Here is a 16,687-nt window from a genome sequence, read left to right as displayed (position 1 = left end):
ATATTATCTATATTATTTTGTAATAGTTTCTTATTTTTTCAGACATTAATTTCCTTCTTTCTATTAAAAATTTTTGATAGTCTTCCATTTTCATTTCAAAAATACCCACAGGAATTGCATTTTGTTTAAAATTATCTTCAATTGAGGAATATTCTACTATTCCACCATATTTTAATTCCCCTCCATTGCATTGTTCTTTTATCTCGTGTAAATATTTCTCAATCGGTTTATTTCCAATTTTAATATTGATTTCGCTTTGAATATAAACATAATTAGCAATTTGATTGTACTGTCCTCTTGTCAGACCTTTCTTTTTCAATAAGTCTCTTGGAAAAATATGGTGAACATCACCTCTTTGTTCAATCAAGTTTTTTACGGTAATATCTTTCGATAAAAAACCTTTATTATTAAAATAGCATTGAGAAGCAAGAAAAACGTTAAATACAGGACTTGTAGAACTTGAAGTATTTAATCTTTGAATTAATTCTGCATTCCAAAAAGCATCTGACAACTGAGCGTCCTCAATTTCTTTTAAATAATCGCCGAAATTTTTTTGAGAAATATTTTTTATGTCAAAATCAAATCTGCTTTCAGGGGAACCGGAATATCGCCCGGTCAGTAAAGTAAGGACAAACCATTTTTTTACATATTTTTCAATTAAAGCAGAATTGTAGTTTTGTTCTTTTAATTTTAAGTAAAGTATATAGGCGAAATTCATCGCATTTACAGATCTAATCAATCTATTATCAACAAAACCTGCGGATTTTATAATCATTAAAAATCTTTTAAAATTTGTTTCGTTAATAAAGTTCTTTACTCCAATAATTAAATTATTATATGATTGTTTGGCAATTTCTTCTTCAAATTCTCTTGTTTCAAAATTCCTACCTGAGAGTAAACTTACTAAATCACTTAATTTTCCTCTGTTGAATTTGAATGTAAATGCAACTCTTAAAATATCTTTGTAGGTTGGTTCATATAAGTCTTCATTTTCATTTTTTAACCAGCTAATTTTTTGAAAATATTCAGTTTTAGAAAATTCAGTGTCATTTTCAGCAATATGAGAATAAAATTCAGGAGCAATCGCTAAATGGCTAAAATAATCTATTGCTTTTCGCAAAAGATTACCGCCATATTCTTCATTTGCTGCAATTTTTGACATAACAAAATCTGCCTGACTTAATTCAACACCCTGACTATTAATTCGGATAAAGATTTCTGTTACCTTTTCAATATCGAGATGTCCGCTTAATTCTATAAGCCCAATCTGTTTTTTGGGAATATTTATCAAATCCTGAAAAACTGTCTGAATTTTTAATTTATCCGCATCAGGATTTTTCTCTAAATAGTTTCCAACTATATCGAATAAATTACCGTTAAAAACAGTTGAAATATCATCTACCCATTTTTTGTCTTTTGCAATAGCAGGTGTTAAAGTCTCAAATTTTTCTTCAAGCGGATTAAATGCTATTTGAATTCTTATTTTTTTATAGTCTTTATTTATAACTTGTTGTCCGATAATTGCTGCGGTTAAAGCGGTAATCCTCTGTTGACCATCGATTAATATTTTTTTTCCTTCTGATAAACTTCCGTCTTTGAGTTTAATGTTTGGGTTTCTCCAAGCAATGATATATCCGATTGGATAACCTTGATACAAACTGTCCATCAAATCTCTGACTTTCGTAGAACTCCATACAAAAGGCCTTTGAATTTCGGGAATTGCTATTTCTCCTGATTTTACCCAAGATATCAGGGTTTCGATTAACGGCTGATTTACTGTATATTTTTGTGAGCTCATATGGTATTTCCTTTATGTTTATTGCTTTTTAATACCCGCTTTGGCTATTCATAATGTGGGATTTTAAACCTATATTTTTAGTTTACCAATAATTTTGTTAGCATCTTTCTCTGCGTTGGCAAAGACATACTTATTGCCAAGTTTTGGCTTGTGCGGTCGGCTTTGTGCGACTTGGCAATGTGTATGGCTTTTAGGGTCGGCATTTTACTCTTTTTTTACATTATTATTCATCATCATTTCATAATGACTTTTATGTCCCATTTTTTCAAATATTAACTCAAAAACTTTCAAGTATTTTTCTACATTTTCAGGTTCCGCATCTACAACTAAATCATCATTGATAAAATGTGAACCATCATTTACCCACGAAATAAGAGATTTGCAAATTATCTGTTTTTCCCCTTCAAATTTACTTATTGCATCTTCATAATCAAGGCCTCCTAAAATATTGAAGTAGTATTCTAAAATTCTGCGTAATGTATTGAAAATCGTTGCCGTATTTATTTTTTCAATATCATCTAATTCACGCCACAATAATTCATAAGTAGTTTTAATCGGATTTTTTTCGTGTTCTATTATCTGTGTTTTATTATTTAGTTTCCTAACAATCCAATATGCTTCTTCTTTCCATTTATTATTTCCACCACCTTTAAAAGTAACTTCTTTGAAGAAGTAAACATTGTGCGTAAGTATGAAAATCTGTTTTATTCCATTAGTTCCGTTTTTTACATCTCGTAAAAGTTCTTTTGTTAAGTTGCTGACAATGAATAAAACATTACTATCTAAACTCGAAATAGGGTCGTCAATTACTACAATTTTATCCTTGCCAACTCCTGTATCATTTGTGCTACCTCTTAACATATGATAAAAATACAAGAAGGTCAAAAAAGTTGATTCTCCTTCGCTTAAAGTTCCATTTACTTCGCTTCCGTTTTCTCTAACAACTTTGTAAAATCCTTTTTCATCTGCCTCTTCAAGCATAAAATTTGTAAAACCAAATAGCTTTAAAATCTTGTTAATTTCATTTACTGTTGGTTTTACACTTGTAACTTCCGATTCTTTTTTTGCGACTTTGGTTTCAAGTTTGCCTTTTTCTTCTTTGGTTAATTTTAGTGTATCATTTCTCCCTTTTATAGCTTTTTCAACATCTGATTTTATTTTATTATATGATTTTAAATCAATATCTAATTCATTTACAATAAATCGCCAAATCTTAGATTTTAATAAAGTTTTTTCGGTTTTAATATTTTCAAAAGTGCTATTATTATCTTCAACTTCTTTTTTTAATACCTTAATTAATTCTGATATTTCGGATAATATTGGTTCTAAGCTATCAATTCCAATAGGAATACTCGGTGTTTTTAGTTTTTTTTCTAATTCACTTAAATTGTTTTTATAAGTGTTTTTTAGTAGTTCGATTTTAGCTTTTAGCTCCTTAAAATCAAGAATAGGAATATCTCTACCTATCAATGATTGTAATTTTGTAAGCAAACCATTAACATAACTTTTATAATTCTGAATAAAATCGGCTAACTCTTTCTTTTTATTTTCATAAGTTTCATCAAAAAATGATTCGATTTGTTCACGCAAATCTTTACTAATTGATTGTTGGCAGAAAGGACAAATATTTTCAGTTTGTTGTAAATAATTAACACCGTCTTTTACCCAGTCGCTATTATCAAGTTTATGTATTAGCTTACCAATTTCAATATCTTCTTTACCGACAATCTTTGTTTTTAAAATTTCAGAATTTTCATATTTGGATAAATCATCAAATGTAAATTCATCAATAGGGTCATAAGCTTTTAAATCATCATTAAAAACCTTTTTGCTTTTTTCAATAATTTCTTTTTCGTCAAGTAAATCAGAGCTGTTTTTTTGTTCAGAAATACATTTATTAAAAAAATCCTTTGCACTCCCCATAAAGCCCTTAAATGCAGGTTTAAAATATGCTTCATATTTCTTTTTTAAAGCCCAAGCTTTTTCTTCTACATCATCTCTCTTTTTTGATAATTTTTCTTCTTGTGTTTCAATAGACTTATTTAAACCTTCGATTTTATTTTTAAAATCTCCAATTTTAGCATTTGCTTCTTCTATAAATTTCTGAATACCAGTTGCATCTTTACCTAATGTAAAAATTCCTTTAATTGCGTTACTTTGCGAAAAACTGTCTTGAACAAACTGTTTGTTGTATATAAAAACATCTATTGGTGAAGTTGCCCATTCTAAATTACAGTGTGGATAAGTAGAAATATCAGCAATCACTTTTCCTAATGATGATTTACCTGTTCCATTGCTACCAAAAAAATAATTAATTGCTTTGGGTTCAATTTCAACTACATCTGCATAAGATGCTGTTTTATGTAATTTGATTTTAGTTATCATTCTTCGACTTCTTTTTTACCCTCAAACGCTTCTTTTAATACCGCTTGCATCAATATTTCGGCATTTTTTTCGCTTTTTAGTATCTCTTCTTCCATTGCCGATACTTTTTGCATTAAGTTTTCTACTTTTTCAACTATGGCTTTTTGTTCGGCAAGCGGGGGAAGGGCAATTTTAATATTTTTAAATGAATTTACAGATACACCTCCTCTTAACCCTTTTCTTTGTTTATCAAATTCAGATTTAAAATGTGGAGAGTTATACAAATAATATAAATATTTTGAAAGTTCATTTATGTATGTATTTGCAACTAAAAGTTTATTGCCAAAACATACATCTTGTGCGGTAATACCGATTTTTTTACCAGAACTACCACCTTCAATACAAATCAATACTGTATTTTTAGGTGCAATTTTGAATTTTTCTAATTCTTTTGTAGGAATAATAACGCCAGAATTGTAGTTTATTCCTCTCATATTAAATTCTACATCTTTTGTCCCAATATAAATAAACCCTTTTTGTTGTTTTGTATATTTAGCTTCTTTTTCTGATTTATTTATACTGTTACCAGTGTATAATTCTGCTAATTCACTTATATAACACCAAACCCAACCATCAGGCAGCTCAAAAGGAATTTCATCTTCTGTGATATGCGGTAGCGGTTTTTCTTTGTGGATTTTTTTCTCTTTAATCAGTTTTTCTTTTTCTGCTTTTATGCGTTTTAAAAGTTCGCTTGCAGGTTCAATATTAGGGTTTTGTTTTCGCCAGTCGGCCGTTAACTTACCTTGTATAGCTTCTTGTAAAATGGATTGTTTGAGTTGGTTAACGCTTTCTTTTTGGATTTGGATTTCATTTATTGTTTTATTTATTTTATCATACAGCTTTATCAATCTTCTGGCTTGCGGATGAATAACAGGCATATTGTCAATATTTTCACCTCTATCCACCATATCACATTGTTGCATTAAACTTTCTACTTTTTCTACTATGGCTTTTTGCTCGGCAAGTGGGGGAACTGGGATAGGGCAAGACATTATTTGTGATTTTTTTAGATTTGTTTGTTTTTTCCCATCATTGAAAGATAAATAATATTTATTTCTATCTAATACTTTAATTAAGTATTTATGGTAAATACCTGAAAGCGGTATAATGCCTCCGATTCTCTGATTTAGAGAGTATTTATCGTTTTCGTCAATTAAAAAACAGCGACTTAAAGCCCGTCCATTAGGAACATCACTCATTACGATTGCTATTTCATTTTTATACATTGGCATCATTTGATTACCAGTATATTTAACGACAGCACCATTAGTTGAAACAAATTTTGAATTAATTAAAATGTATTTACCATTAGAATCAACAAATTGTTCGTGGGCTTTACCATTCTTGAATAATGATATTTCGTCTAAAATTACCCACACCCAACCATCAGGCAATTCAAAAGGGATTTCCTCTTGTGTGATTGGCGGTAGCGGTTTTTCTTTGCGGATTTTTTTCTCTTTAATCAGTTTTTCTTTTTCTGCTTTTATGCGTTTTAAAAGTTCGCTTGCCGGTTCAACATCCGGGTTTTGTTTTCGCCAATCTTTGGTTAGTTTGCCTTGTATGGCTTGCTGTAAAATAGCTTGTTTTATATTTTTTAACAAATCTCCCTTTTTCATATATCCAACCCCTTTTTTATCTCTTGAAACAACTCATTCATCCTATTCAATGAATTCTGAAAAATGGTTATTGCCTCGGCTGTTGTATAGTTTATTTCTTCCACTTTTGTATTCGGATTTTTAATATCCAAATCCCAATCTTTTAAATCTTCTACTTTTACTTTCCAAGCTACCTCGCTTTCTTTACGGTTGTTCCACCACTCAATAAGCGGTTTAAATTCTTCAAATCTTATTGGTTTTGTTTTGCTGTAAGATTTTTGTCCTTCGGGTAAACGGTGTTCATAATACCAAATCTCTTTTGTAGGACTTCCTTTTTCAAAAAACAACAAATTAGTGCTTACAGTAGCAGGAAAAAATGTGCTTTGCGGTAAACGGATAATCGTATGCAAGTTGCATTCGGTCAGCAATTTTTGTCTTATTCGCATTTTTACACCATCACCGGTAATTGAGCCATCGGGCAAAACAATAGCAGCCCGTCCTTTGGGTTTTAATAGTTGTAACATTAAAATCACAAACAAGTCGGCAGATTCTTTGGTGCGGTAAGTTTTAGGGAAATTGGTTTCCACGCCATCGGCAATACTTGCTCCAAAAGGTGGATTGGCAAGTATTACATCAACTTGGTCTTTTCTTCCAATGCTGTTGTATTCGGTTTTTAAACTGTCTTTATATACATAATCGGGAACATCCATTTCGTGCAAAATCAAATTGGTTAAGCCCAAAACATAAGCAACTGGTTTAAGTTCCCAACCTGTAATGCTTTTTTGCAAAATATGTTCATCATCAACGGTTTTTACATAATTTGCTCGTATATGGTCAATTGCTGCGGTTAAAAAACCTCCTGTTCCGGCAGCAGGGTCAAGCACTTTTTCGCCCAATTTCGGGTCGGTCATTTGGGTCATTAACTGCGTTATTGCTCTTGGTGTGTAATATTCGCCTTTGTTTCCTGCATCACGCAATTCTTGTAAAATGCTTTCGTAAATATTACCAAAAATATGCTTGTCTTCCGAATTATTAAAGTCAATTTCGTTAAGTTTATTGATGACTTTTCGCATTTCGTAGCCAGACTTCATATAGTTGTTTGAGCCTTCAAAAACTTCTCGGACAATAGCGGCTCGTTTGGGGTTTTTAATGCTTGTCAGTTCTCGCAATGTTGCAAAAAGTCCTTTATCGTTTTGGGCATTGCTGTCTATAAAATTCAAAAGTTCATCGCCTGTAATTCCTTCGGGGTCGCTTGCCCAATTTCTCCATTGAAATTTTTCAGGAATTACCGATTCATAATCATCTTTTATGATTTCAAGTTCTTGGTCTTTGTCGTCCATTATTTTTAAAAACAACATCCAACCCAATTGCTCTAATCGTTGAGCATCGCCAGAGATACCTCTGTCTTGCCTCATTATATTTCTGATACTGTTTATTACAGCTGATACATTTGCCATATTACTTCCTCTTTTTTAATTGTTTTTCAAGGTTTTCAATTTCTTTTAAATCTTCTTTATCGGCTAATTCAGCTTCGTATTTTTTTCGTTTTTCATCAAATTTATCATAAATTTTACTGACTAATTTTTCCATTTCCTTGTTTGATATTTTGCCTTTATGGTTAAGAATTTGTTTATCGTTTAATTCAAGTATCTTATCTACATTTTCCCGCCAAAAATCTATTGTAATATCTTGTCTGTTTTTTGCTCTTAATTCGGCTGTTTCAAGGAAAATTACAACCAGTCTGTTAAGCGTATCAATCTCATCTTTTGTTAAATAATTTTTTGCAATATAAATATCTTGTTTTCTAACGATTCCACCTCTCCAAGAAGTAAGTGCCATATTGGGTTTGTTGGCATCGGCACGCGAAACAATGATTTCTGCAGCAGTTTGTCCGGTAACGGCAAATAGCAACTTATTTTGTGTTTCGGTAAAAAACATTTGAGTAGCTTTATCGGTTTTGTCATAATCGCTGCTTAGTTTAAAAAGGTCTCTTATTTTTTGGTAAAATCTTTTTTCAGAAGCCCGTATTTCACGAATACGCTCCAATAGTTCATCAAAATAATCGGGTCTGCCATCAGGATTTTTCAGGCGTTCGTCATCCATTACAAAACCTTTGACCATATACTCTTTTAAGTTTCGATTTGCCCAAATTCTAAATTGAGTTCCTCTTTTACTTCTTACTCTAAATCCAATGGCAAGAATCATATCCAAAGAGTAGAAAGTAACTTTGTATTTCTTACCATCTGTGGCAGTTGTCAAGTATTCCTTGACAACTGAAAGTTCGTCTAACTCTCCTTCTTTCAGAATATTTTGAATGTGCAGGCTGATATTTTGTTTTGTGGTGGCAAAAAGTTCGGCCAATTGATTTTGATTCATCCAAACTGTTCCGTCCTTTGCCATCAAAGAAACAGATGCTTTGCCGTCATCAGTATTGTATATGATGATTTGATTTTCTTTCATAAACTATGCTACCTTATAAAGTTCTTTTTCTAATTCTTTCAATGCTTCAAGATATTTTTGTTTAGAACCAAATGCTTTTATCAATTCAATTGGTGTTCCCAATTTATTTAATGGGTCTAATTTTAATACTTCTGTGCTTTCAATGGTTAATAACCCGTCATCGGCATATTTATCTAATAGTTTTTCCAAAACAAGTCTTGCTTTTTCTCCATATTTTGTAAAATAATTACGCTTTTTCACCTGATTTGCCCGTTCTTTTCTTGTTAATGGTTTTGCATCATATGCAATATGGCAAATCAAATCGAATAGGTCAAAATCTTTGCCTACTTCATCTTTTAGAGCGTCAAATAAAATTCCTTGTTCTTCCAATTCTTTTATGATTGCCTCTTTTTTCTCCGAATTATTCCATTTGTTCAAAAAATCATCCAAACTTTGAAATTGTTTTAAAACATTTTTCCGTGTATAATCTTTTAAACTTTCAGTAATAATTTTACCATTTTCATCAAGATATTGCACTCTTTCGTTGATAATATTTACATCTACGCCGTTGACATAATATTTTACTCTTGGCTCGGCGACAATTTCTCCTCCGCCTTCAATTTCATATTGGTAAGGAAATTCAACTTCTTCACCGTCTAAAATATCGGTAATTGGTTCATCTGTTGTTTCATCCTCTAAATTTGTTAAATCGTCGTCTTGTGTTACATCTTTTATCATTACAGGTTCACCGTCAAACGCAGGGTCTGCAAACAGATTGGTAACATTACGAAAATCCATAATTGTAAAATAGGTTTTCCCGTATTCCTCATTTATTCGTGTGCCTCTGCCTATAATCTGTTTAAATTCTGTCATTGAGCATATATTGCTATCTAAAACAATCAGTTTGCAGGTTTGAGCATCAACGCCTGTTGTCATTAATTTTGAAGTCGTTGCAATAACAGGATAAGGCTCACTTGGATTGATAAAACTGTCTAATTCTCTCTTACCTTCTTCATTATCGCCTGTAATTTGCATTACATATTTGTTGTTCTCTTTGAATAAATCGGCATTGGCGTTAGCCAAAGCAGTTCTCATTCCTTCTGCGTGTTCAATGTCAACACAAAAAACAATAGTTTTAGCAAAGCGGTCGTAACCTTTTAAAAATTCAGTAATTTTCTTTGCAACTAATTCTCGTCTTTCATCAACAACAATATTTTTATCAAAATCAGTTCGGTTGTAAATTCTATCTTCAACCGGATTTCCGTCTTTGTCTAAAAATCCTTTTGGTGGTCGCCATCCTTCTGCATCAATATCCAGTGTCACTTTTACAACTTTGTAAGGGGCAAGGAAACCATCATCAATTCCTTGTTTTAATGAATAAGTGTAAATCGGCTCTCCAAAATAATCAATATTTGAAACTTCGGTTGTTTCTTTGGGTGTGGCAGTAAGCCCAATATGCGTTGCATTCTTGAAATATTCCAAAATTTCACGCCATTTACTGTCTTCTCTTGCACTTCCTCTATGACACTCATCAACAATTATTAAATCGAAAAAATCAGGACTGAATTTTTTATAAGCATCTTCGCTTTTACTATCTGAAAGTCCTTGGTATAACGCTAAATAAATATTATATGCAGTATCTATTTGTTTATGCTTTATGATAGTCATGGCTTCTTTAAAAGGTGCAAAATCTTTTCTGGCTGTTTGGTCAATGAGTGAAGTTCTGTCTGCAAGAAAAAGTATTCGTTTTTTTGCACCGCTTTTCCAAAGTCTGTAAATTATTTGAAAAGCAGTATAAGTTTTTCCAGTTCCTGTTGCCATAACCAATAATATTCTTTTCTGTCCTTTGGCAATGGCTTCAACTGTTCTGTTAATTGCTATTTGTTGGTAATATCTCGGTTTTTTACCGCTACCGTCTTGATGGTAATCTTGTTTTGCTATTTTTTCAACTTCTTCGGTTTCAATCCCTCTATATTTTTTGTATTTCTCCCAAAGTTCTTTCGGACTTGGAAATTGGTCTAATGATAATTCTTTTTCAATCTTTCCGTCTGTTGCTGTTTTGTCGTGGAAATAAAAACCGTCTCCATTACTGCTGAAAACACAAGGAATATCCAAAGTATTTGCATATCCAAGAGCTTGTTGAATACCACTTTTTACTGAATGTTTATTGTCTTTTGCCTCAATTATTGCAATAGGGACATTGGGTTTGTAAAACAGAATATAATCTGCAAATTTTCTTTTTCCTCTTGTTGTAATTTTCCCTTTTACATAGATTCGACCATCAGTAAAATATACTTCTCTTCCAATTTGGGTTTGTTCATCCCAACCGGCTTTCAATAATGCAGGTGTGATAAATTTTGCTTTTATATCCGCTTCTGACAGGTCTTTTTTATTCATTTTTCAAATCTTATTTTAATTTTTTATATTTTCCAATATATTTGAGAAAATTAGTTCATATAATAATAACATATTTTAATAAAATTTACTTTTGAAAGGCACTGACTAAATAACGGAAAAGTAAAAATATGACAGCGTAGCGGAATTTAGCGAAAATTTTACGTTTAAAAAATTGCACTCAACCCGTAAAGGCGCTTGCGTTTGCAATTTTTAGCAAAATTTGAGCGGTGCGTTAGCAAAATGAAGCCCTGAAGCTGTCATATTTTTATCTTTGTAGTTATTCTTATATATTTTACCATTTAGTCAGTGCCTTTTAAAAAACAGTTTATATGATTTAAAAAGAGCGAACAATTGAATTAAATACTTTTATTTCACTCAAATCCTCGGGAATTTCCTGAACTTCTTTTCCAATGCCCCTTAATTCCAGAGGAATATCTTTTCTGTATTTTTTACCTCTTAATGTAGGGGTTTTAAGTTTACCGCTTTTTGTAGTGCCTATTTTATATTTAGGGGAATTTAAAAAATAATTTTCAAATTCTTTAGTATAAGGGTAATCCCATGTTATTGTACCGGTTGATGGACATATAGCCGCACATTGCGGGTCCTCATAAACACCTGCGCACTCAATACATACTTCAGGTTTTACATAATAACGTTTTTCACCTGTAGGGTTTGATAAATCATCAACAATTGCGTTAACCGGGCAAACCTGTCTGCATGCATCGCAGTTTATACAGCTTTCTCCTATAATTACAGCCATTTTTTTCTCCTTATTTATATAATTTAAGCGTTTCTCCCACACTTACGTGTGCTTTTCTTAGTTCAATGGAAATATTTTCCCTGTAGGGCTTTGGTGAAACTTTAGGTGACATAAGCCCTTTTTTCTTATGCACTCTTATTACATAATTGTCACTGTTTACAAAATAGTCGTTAAATTCCTCAATATAAGGCATATCCCATACAATACAGTCATCCACAGGACACACATCCGCACATTTAGGGACAGCCGAATCGACACATTCTATACATTTTTCCGGTTTTACATAAGTAAACTCTGCAAATTCCAAAGGTGAATTGTCCACACTAACTATAGCTGTTGCCGGACATTCATCTATACATGCCCCGCAGTTTGTACATAAATCAGTAATCATTACCGCCATTTTGACTCCTTTTATAAATCCTGAGTAACCATATCGGAGGATTGTTTTTTAACATATTCTGAATTTTTTCAATTGCATCTTTTATACTTTCGTTTTTATCCACTTTCACAGGGAAAATATTAAAAGAGTTTGCTATTTTTGAAGCTCCCGGTCCTATTTGTATGCAATAAAGTAAATCACACTCTTTTAATTTTCCGAATTTAAACAAAAGTTTTTCCCTCTCTTCATCAGGTTCGCTTACAAATTCTACTTTTTCAACAAACTCATTTTTATCTTTATCTACTTTATAAATAAAAAAATTTTTGCACCATCCAAAATGCTCGTTTATTTTTTCCCCGTCGTTTGATGCAAAAGCAATTAGCATATTTAAGCTTTAAAGAAATTTAAAACAGCAGAGTGCGCTTCTCTCTCTTCTAACGGAACTGTTTCTATAAAAGGTTTTTCTTTAACTGTAGGGAGCATTAAGCCTTTCTTTTTATGAACCCTTATTTTGTATTTACCTTCACTGTTTCCTTTTTCGTAATATTCACTGAATTCTTCAGTATAAGGCATATCCCATACAATACACCCTTCTGTCGGGCAAGCTTCGGCACATCTTGGCACATCTGCGTGTCCTACACACTCAACACAGGCTTCGGGTTTTACATAAAAGCGCTCACCCATAAACGGATTTCTGTCTTTTGAATCATCCAAAATTGCAGCAACCGGGCATTCTCCTGCACAGTCCCCGCAGCTTACACAAGTCTCGGTTATCATCACAGCCATTTTTTTCTCCTTGATTGATTTTAAAAAAGTAAATGCAATTTTTATTCTAAAGAAGATACAAAACAATATTTTTATCTATTAATTCTTCAAAATATTTAATTATCATATCCGCCGTGGAGGTTTTACCAAACATACATCCAGAACATGCACCGAGATAACGAAGCCAGATTTCCGGAATATCGCCCGGGATATATTTAACAAGTTCTATTCCCCCGCCGTCTTTTTGGAGTACTGGAACAATTTCATTTTGCAACAAATTTATAATTTTTTCTTTTTGCAAATTTTCATCTAATTTTCTAAATTTTTCATTTAAATCAGTGTTTAAATCTTTATTGCTTACATATGTTACAATCTGCTGGGCCTGAGGATGCCCGTTGTGAGCCGCTTTTATAAAATATTTCATTGATTTTTCTGTATCTTTGTCTTTGTAATAGAGGGCAAGTTTAAACTGTGCATTTTTGTCATTAAGCTCTGCTGCTTTTTCATAATATTCAATATATTTTTTGTTATTTTCTTTTTCATAAATGTTTGCTAAATAAAAAAATGCTTTTGCTTCGTTAAATTCTGCAGCTTTTTTAAAATATTCCTTTGCTTTTTTGATATCTTTTTTACACCCGATTCCTTTTAAATAAAAAATACCCAAATTAAAAAACGCCTTGGGGGTATTTGATTTTAAAAAACATTCCAATGCCCCGGTATAATTTTTATTTTCATATTCTTTTAAACCTTTTTCAAACATATCCATAATTACCCTTTTTTTAACCTATATACAATTTATATTCTAAATCTTTAAAATAATCTCGGAGAGAAAAATTGTCATTACCAAAGATACAGGATAAACAGCAGTATATGCAATGGACGGATAATCGGATTTTGAAACAGAGTTTATAACAGTAAGCGTTGGGGTTGATGTCATTCCTCCAGATAAGACACCTAAAATATTTAAAAAATTCATTTTAAAAAAAACCCTGCACACAAAAGAAACTAAAAAAAGTGAAAATATAATTGAAAATAATCCAATATATATTGGTAAAAATCCATTTTTAGAGAGTTCTTCTAAAAGATACTTTCCCGCATTTGTTCCAATGGCGGCCATAAATATAAGCTGCCCGGATGTTTTCATAAGACTCCCGGAATTTGGTGAAAGCTGAAAAACAATGTTTCCTATTCTTCCAAGCCTTCCGAGGATTAATGCCGTAATTAAAATCCCCCCTATAAAACTGAGTTTTATCTCCCCCACAAAAGGCAGATAAAAAGGTATACTTCCTACAATTATCCCTGCTACAATCCCTAAAGATATAGATAAAAAATCGGCTGCCGGATATTTTAAAAGGTTGTTTCCCACAAGTTTTGTAATTCTTTCTCCGTATTTTTCAGGTGCAACTACATAAAGTTTGTCCCCAAACATCAGCGTTAACGAAGGATGAGGTTTAATATCTATTCCCGATCTTCTGACTTTTGTAACAACTGCCCTTAAAGATTTCAGCTCTTTTAAACTTCCTATTTTTTTACCGACTATATTTTTTGATGTAACAAGAAGTTTGAAAATTTTCATATCATCGTGAAATTTATAAGCATCTCCTATTTCGCTTCCGAGTATTATACGCAGAGATTCAAGCTGTTCTTTGCTTCCGGATGCCCTTACTATGTCGTTATAATGCAGATATACATCCTCATTTTCCTCCAAATCGTCCGGATTTTGAGATTCAACCCTTTCTATGATGGTGGATGTCATTTTTTCCACCTGGGATTTTTTAACAGGCTGTTTTTTAAAACTTTCGTTTGTTATTTTAAAATTTTTTGTAAGTATCGGGGCGCATCTGCCCTTTTTTTCATTTTCGTAATTTTCAACCTCTTTACCCAAATCCACCCTGAACATAACAGGAAGCATTCTTATAAAAAAAATTGTCACAAAAATACAAAACGGATAAACAGCCCCGAATATAATGGATATTATAGGGTCGTTTTTAACTTCAAGAGCACTTGCGAGGGAAGGGACATTGGTCAGAGAGCCTGTAAGAATCCCGTCTATTACGCTTTTATCCAAATTAAAATATTTTCCCAGAAAATAAACACAAATAAAAATACTGAGTAATAAAAAAACTGCTATTATATTTAATTTAATCCCGTCGCTTTTAATTGTTTCAAAAAAACCAGGCCCCGATTGCAAACCAACCGCATAAATAAAAATAGCCAGCCCGAAAAATTTAAAATTATCAGAAACAACCATGCCAAAATGCCCGGCAATTAAGGCAACAAGGAATATGGCGGTAATATCCAGCGAAAAACCTTTTACTTTAATGTTTCCGATTATATATCCGAGTGTTATTATAAAAAACAGATAAAATATCTGGCTGTTTATCATTTTTTACCTTAATTTTTTTCTTTTAAATAATCATATACAATTTTTATTCTAATTAGAATGAAAATTGCATAAAATAAGTAAAAAAAGGATTTTTATGGATTTGAAAAAAGAATTGTTAAAAATTATTGAAGAAGCGTTTTTTAAGGCGTCTTCTTTTGACGAAAACAAAAAAATTGAAATATATATACAAAACGGTATACCTAAAATGTCTGAAATTTTAATCGGTGAAGATAAAAGCACTGAAAATTCAGATAAAATCTTATGCTATGAAATATACGGATACAACAAAATTTTAGAAGATGAAATAAAAACATGGATTGATTATGCAAGAAACATAGACCTTACACAAAATTATGAACCGAACCCTTTTGAAAAAGCAGTAAGGGATATTGAAAAAAATCTCTCTAAACAGAAAAATGTTTCAAAAAACGAAATATCCTCATACGAAATATTTGCAAATCTCCCGATAGATATTGTTTCAGCTACAGAAGAAAAAATTATAGAGTTCTGGTGGGAAGGAGATAACATAGAAAATATAAAATCTATGGCGGTTGAGAGCATTGAAAGTGTATTAAAGGAAATTAATGAATAAAAAAACTCTCTTTTGGCTTAAAAAAAACAATTTTAACCCGCTTGATATAAATATGCAGGACAATTACGGAAACACTGCACTTATGAAAGCCGCAATGGAAGGGAATATAGACGTTTTTGAAGATTTGTTAAATAACGGTGCGGATATTTTTATAAAAAACAACGACGGAAACAGTGTTTTATGGTTTGCCTGTTTTTCAAACTCTAAAAAAATAGTTGAAATATTAATAAAAAAAAATATTGAAATAGATACCGTAAATGAAAACGGTGTAACACCACTAATGTATGCCGCATCAACCGGAAAAAATGAAATAGCTGCAATGTTGATTAAAGCCGGGGCGGATAAAAACATAAAAAATTTAGACGGTTTCAGCGCTGTTGATTTGGCTGTGACACCTCAGATATTAAGATTACTCAGAAACTAATTTTTTTATCTCTTTTTGCAAAACTATTCTTTGAAGCGGATGAATTTGAAGTCTGTTTACCCATTTATCAAATTTATCCCTGAAACTTTCCCTTATAAACGGATGGAGATTATCTTTAATTTCAATAAGAAAAAGTAAATATTTTCTGCCTTCTTTTAAACTTAACTTATTTACAGGTATAAGACGTTTTATTATAGCTGTTTTTAATTTTTCATCTAGTCTGTTTTCCACTAATTTAACAAATTCACTTGCAGCTAAAGGATCGGCATAAACATCGTTCCAGATTTTACCGTTTATAACCTGATCAATTGCTAAATCCTTAAATTCAGGAACAAGTTTTAAGACTTTTACAAGTTCTTTAAAATCATCATCAACTAAGCTTCTAAAAAGCATTCTGCTTCTGTTTCTTATTTTAACACGCAGCTTTTCATCCTTAATAACTTTTTTATTAAGTCTTTTAAACCTCTCATAAGCTCCTAATCTTGAATGGTTAAACGCCATTATACTGACAAAAACATCCTCATCTTCTATCTGTTTCGGATGAGAGCCGGACGGTCTGTAAAAAGCCCACTCCATTCTTGCCTGCGGGTCAGGGTGTTTTAGAAAAAATTCATCCCCTTTTTTTTCAAAATCCGGCTCTTCGCTTAATTTCGCAATTTCTTTTTTATAATGCAGATTTTCCAAAAATCCCCTTTAAATGCTAAAATGTATAACATCCCCGTATTTTT

Annotated in this window: 15 protein-coding genes; 2 read left to right on the top strand and 13 right to left on the bottom strand. The window is 31.8% G+C overall.

Features of this window, described 5'->3' with window-relative positions:
* Positions 1-7 precede the first annotated feature (7 nt).
* The 12 genes from DZ67_RS0108255 to DZ67_RS0108200 form a co-directional block, all read right to left on the bottom strand.
* A complete protein-coding gene (locus DZ67_RS0108255; protein ID WP_024788166.1) occupies positions 8-1,798 on the bottom strand; it encodes a GmrSD restriction endonuclease domain-containing protein in 1,791 nt (596 codons plus the stop codon).
* 204 nt (positions 1,799-2,002) lie between these two features.
* On the bottom strand, positions 2,003-4,183 hold the full coding sequence (locus DZ67_RS0108250; protein ID WP_024788165.1) for an AAA family ATPase: 2,181 nt from the start codon (positions 4,181-4,183) through the stop codon (positions 2,003-2,005).
* On the bottom strand, positions 4,180-5,838 hold the full coding sequence (locus tag DZ67_RS10300) for a restriction endonuclease subunit S (RefSeq protein ID WP_024788164.1): 1,659 nt from the start codon (positions 5,836-5,838) through the stop codon (positions 4,180-4,182). Before DZ67_RS10300 ends, DZ67_RS0108250 begins: the two co-directional genes overlap by 4 nt.
* Complete coding sequence (locus DZ67_RS0108240) at positions 5,835-7,274, bottom strand: class I SAM-dependent DNA methyltransferase (protein ID WP_024788163.1); 1,440 nt, start codon at positions 7,272-7,274, stop codon at positions 5,835-5,837. The genes DZ67_RS10300 and DZ67_RS0108240 overlap by 4 nt, the downstream gene beginning before the upstream one ends.
* Before the next feature lies 1 nt (position 7,275).
* The gene (locus tag DZ67_RS0108235; RefSeq protein ID WP_024791021.1) at positions 7,276-8,277 is read right to left on the bottom strand and encodes a virulence RhuM family protein; all 1,002 of its coding nucleotides are present in this window, start codon (positions 8,275-8,277) and stop codon (positions 7,276-7,278) included.
* A gap of 3 nt (positions 8,278-8,280) precedes the next feature.
* The gene (gene hsdR, locus DZ67_RS0108230) at positions 8,281-10,653 is read right to left on the bottom strand and encodes an EcoAI/FtnUII family type I restriction enzme subunit R (RefSeq protein WP_024788161.1); all 2,373 of its coding nucleotides are present in this window, start codon (positions 10,651-10,653) and stop codon (positions 8,281-8,283) included.
* Positions 10,654-10,987: 334 nt separating this feature from the next.
* A complete protein-coding gene (locus DZ67_RS0108225; RefSeq protein WP_024788160.1) occupies positions 10,988-11,413 on the bottom strand; it encodes a DUF362 domain-containing protein in 426 nt (141 codons plus the stop codon).
* Between the two features lie 10 nt (positions 11,414-11,423).
* The gene (locus DZ67_RS0108220; protein WP_024788159.1) at positions 11,424-11,813 is read right to left on the bottom strand and encodes a DUF362 domain-containing protein; all 390 of its coding nucleotides are present in this window, start codon (positions 11,811-11,813) and stop codon (positions 11,424-11,426) included.
* Positions 11,794-12,177 carry a NifB/NifX family molybdenum-iron cluster-binding protein gene (locus DZ67_RS0108215; protein WP_024788158.1) on the bottom strand — a complete coding sequence of 128 codons (384 nt, stop codon included), beginning with the start codon at positions 12,175-12,177 and terminating at the stop codon, positions 11,794-11,796. Before DZ67_RS0108215 ends, DZ67_RS0108220 begins: the two co-directional genes overlap by 20 nt.
* Before the next feature lie 2 nt (positions 12,178-12,179).
* The gene (locus tag DZ67_RS0108210; protein ID WP_024788157.1) at positions 12,180-12,578 is read right to left on the bottom strand and encodes a DUF362 domain-containing protein; all 399 of its coding nucleotides are present in this window, start codon (positions 12,576-12,578) and stop codon (positions 12,180-12,182) included.
* A 46-nt stretch (positions 12,579-12,624) separates the two neighbouring features.
* Entirely contained in the window at positions 12,625-13,323 is a 699-nt protein-coding gene (locus DZ67_RS10295; protein WP_024788156.1) for a NifU family protein, read from the bottom strand.
* A gap of 36 nt (positions 13,324-13,359) precedes the next feature.
* A complete protein-coding gene (locus DZ67_RS0108200) occupies positions 13,360-14,943 on the bottom strand; it encodes an aspartate:alanine exchanger family transporter (RefSeq protein WP_024791020.1) in 1,584 nt (527 codons plus the stop codon).
* Positions 14,944-15,037: 94 nt separating this feature from the next.
* On the opposite strand from DZ67_RS0108200, the gene DZ67_RS0108195 reads away from it, so the two are divergent.
* Together DZ67_RS0108195 and DZ67_RS0108190 are read left to right on the top strand one after the other, a co-directional pair.
* Complete coding sequence (locus DZ67_RS0108195) at positions 15,038-15,535, top strand: hypothetical protein (RefSeq protein ID WP_024788154.1); 498 nt, start codon at positions 15,038-15,040, stop codon at positions 15,533-15,535.
* Positions 15,528-15,959 (top strand): ankyrin repeat domain-containing protein, encoded by a 432-nt coding sequence (locus tag DZ67_RS0108190; protein WP_024788153.1) that lies wholly within the window; start codon positions 15,528-15,530, stop codon positions 15,957-15,959. The genes DZ67_RS0108195 and DZ67_RS0108190 overlap by 8 nt, the downstream gene beginning before the upstream one ends.
* Here DZ67_RS0108190 and DZ67_RS0108185 read toward each other — a convergent pair.
* The gene (locus DZ67_RS0108185) at positions 15,945-16,643 is read right to left on the bottom strand and encodes a hypothetical protein (RefSeq protein WP_024788152.1); all 699 of its coding nucleotides are present in this window, start codon (positions 16,641-16,643) and stop codon (positions 15,945-15,947) included. The two genes, DZ67_RS0108190 and DZ67_RS0108185, sit on opposite strands and share 15 nt — an antisense overlap.
* Between the last annotated feature and the right edge of the window lie 44 nt (positions 16,644-16,687).

The organism is Lebetimonas sp. JS138 (genome assembly GCF_000523335.1).
Lineage (GTDB): Bacteria > Campylobacterota > Campylobacteria > Campylobacterales > Nautiliaceae > Lebetimonas.
Note: the sequence above shows the minus strand (reverse complement) of the source record. Positions and strands in the feature narration are given on the sequence as shown.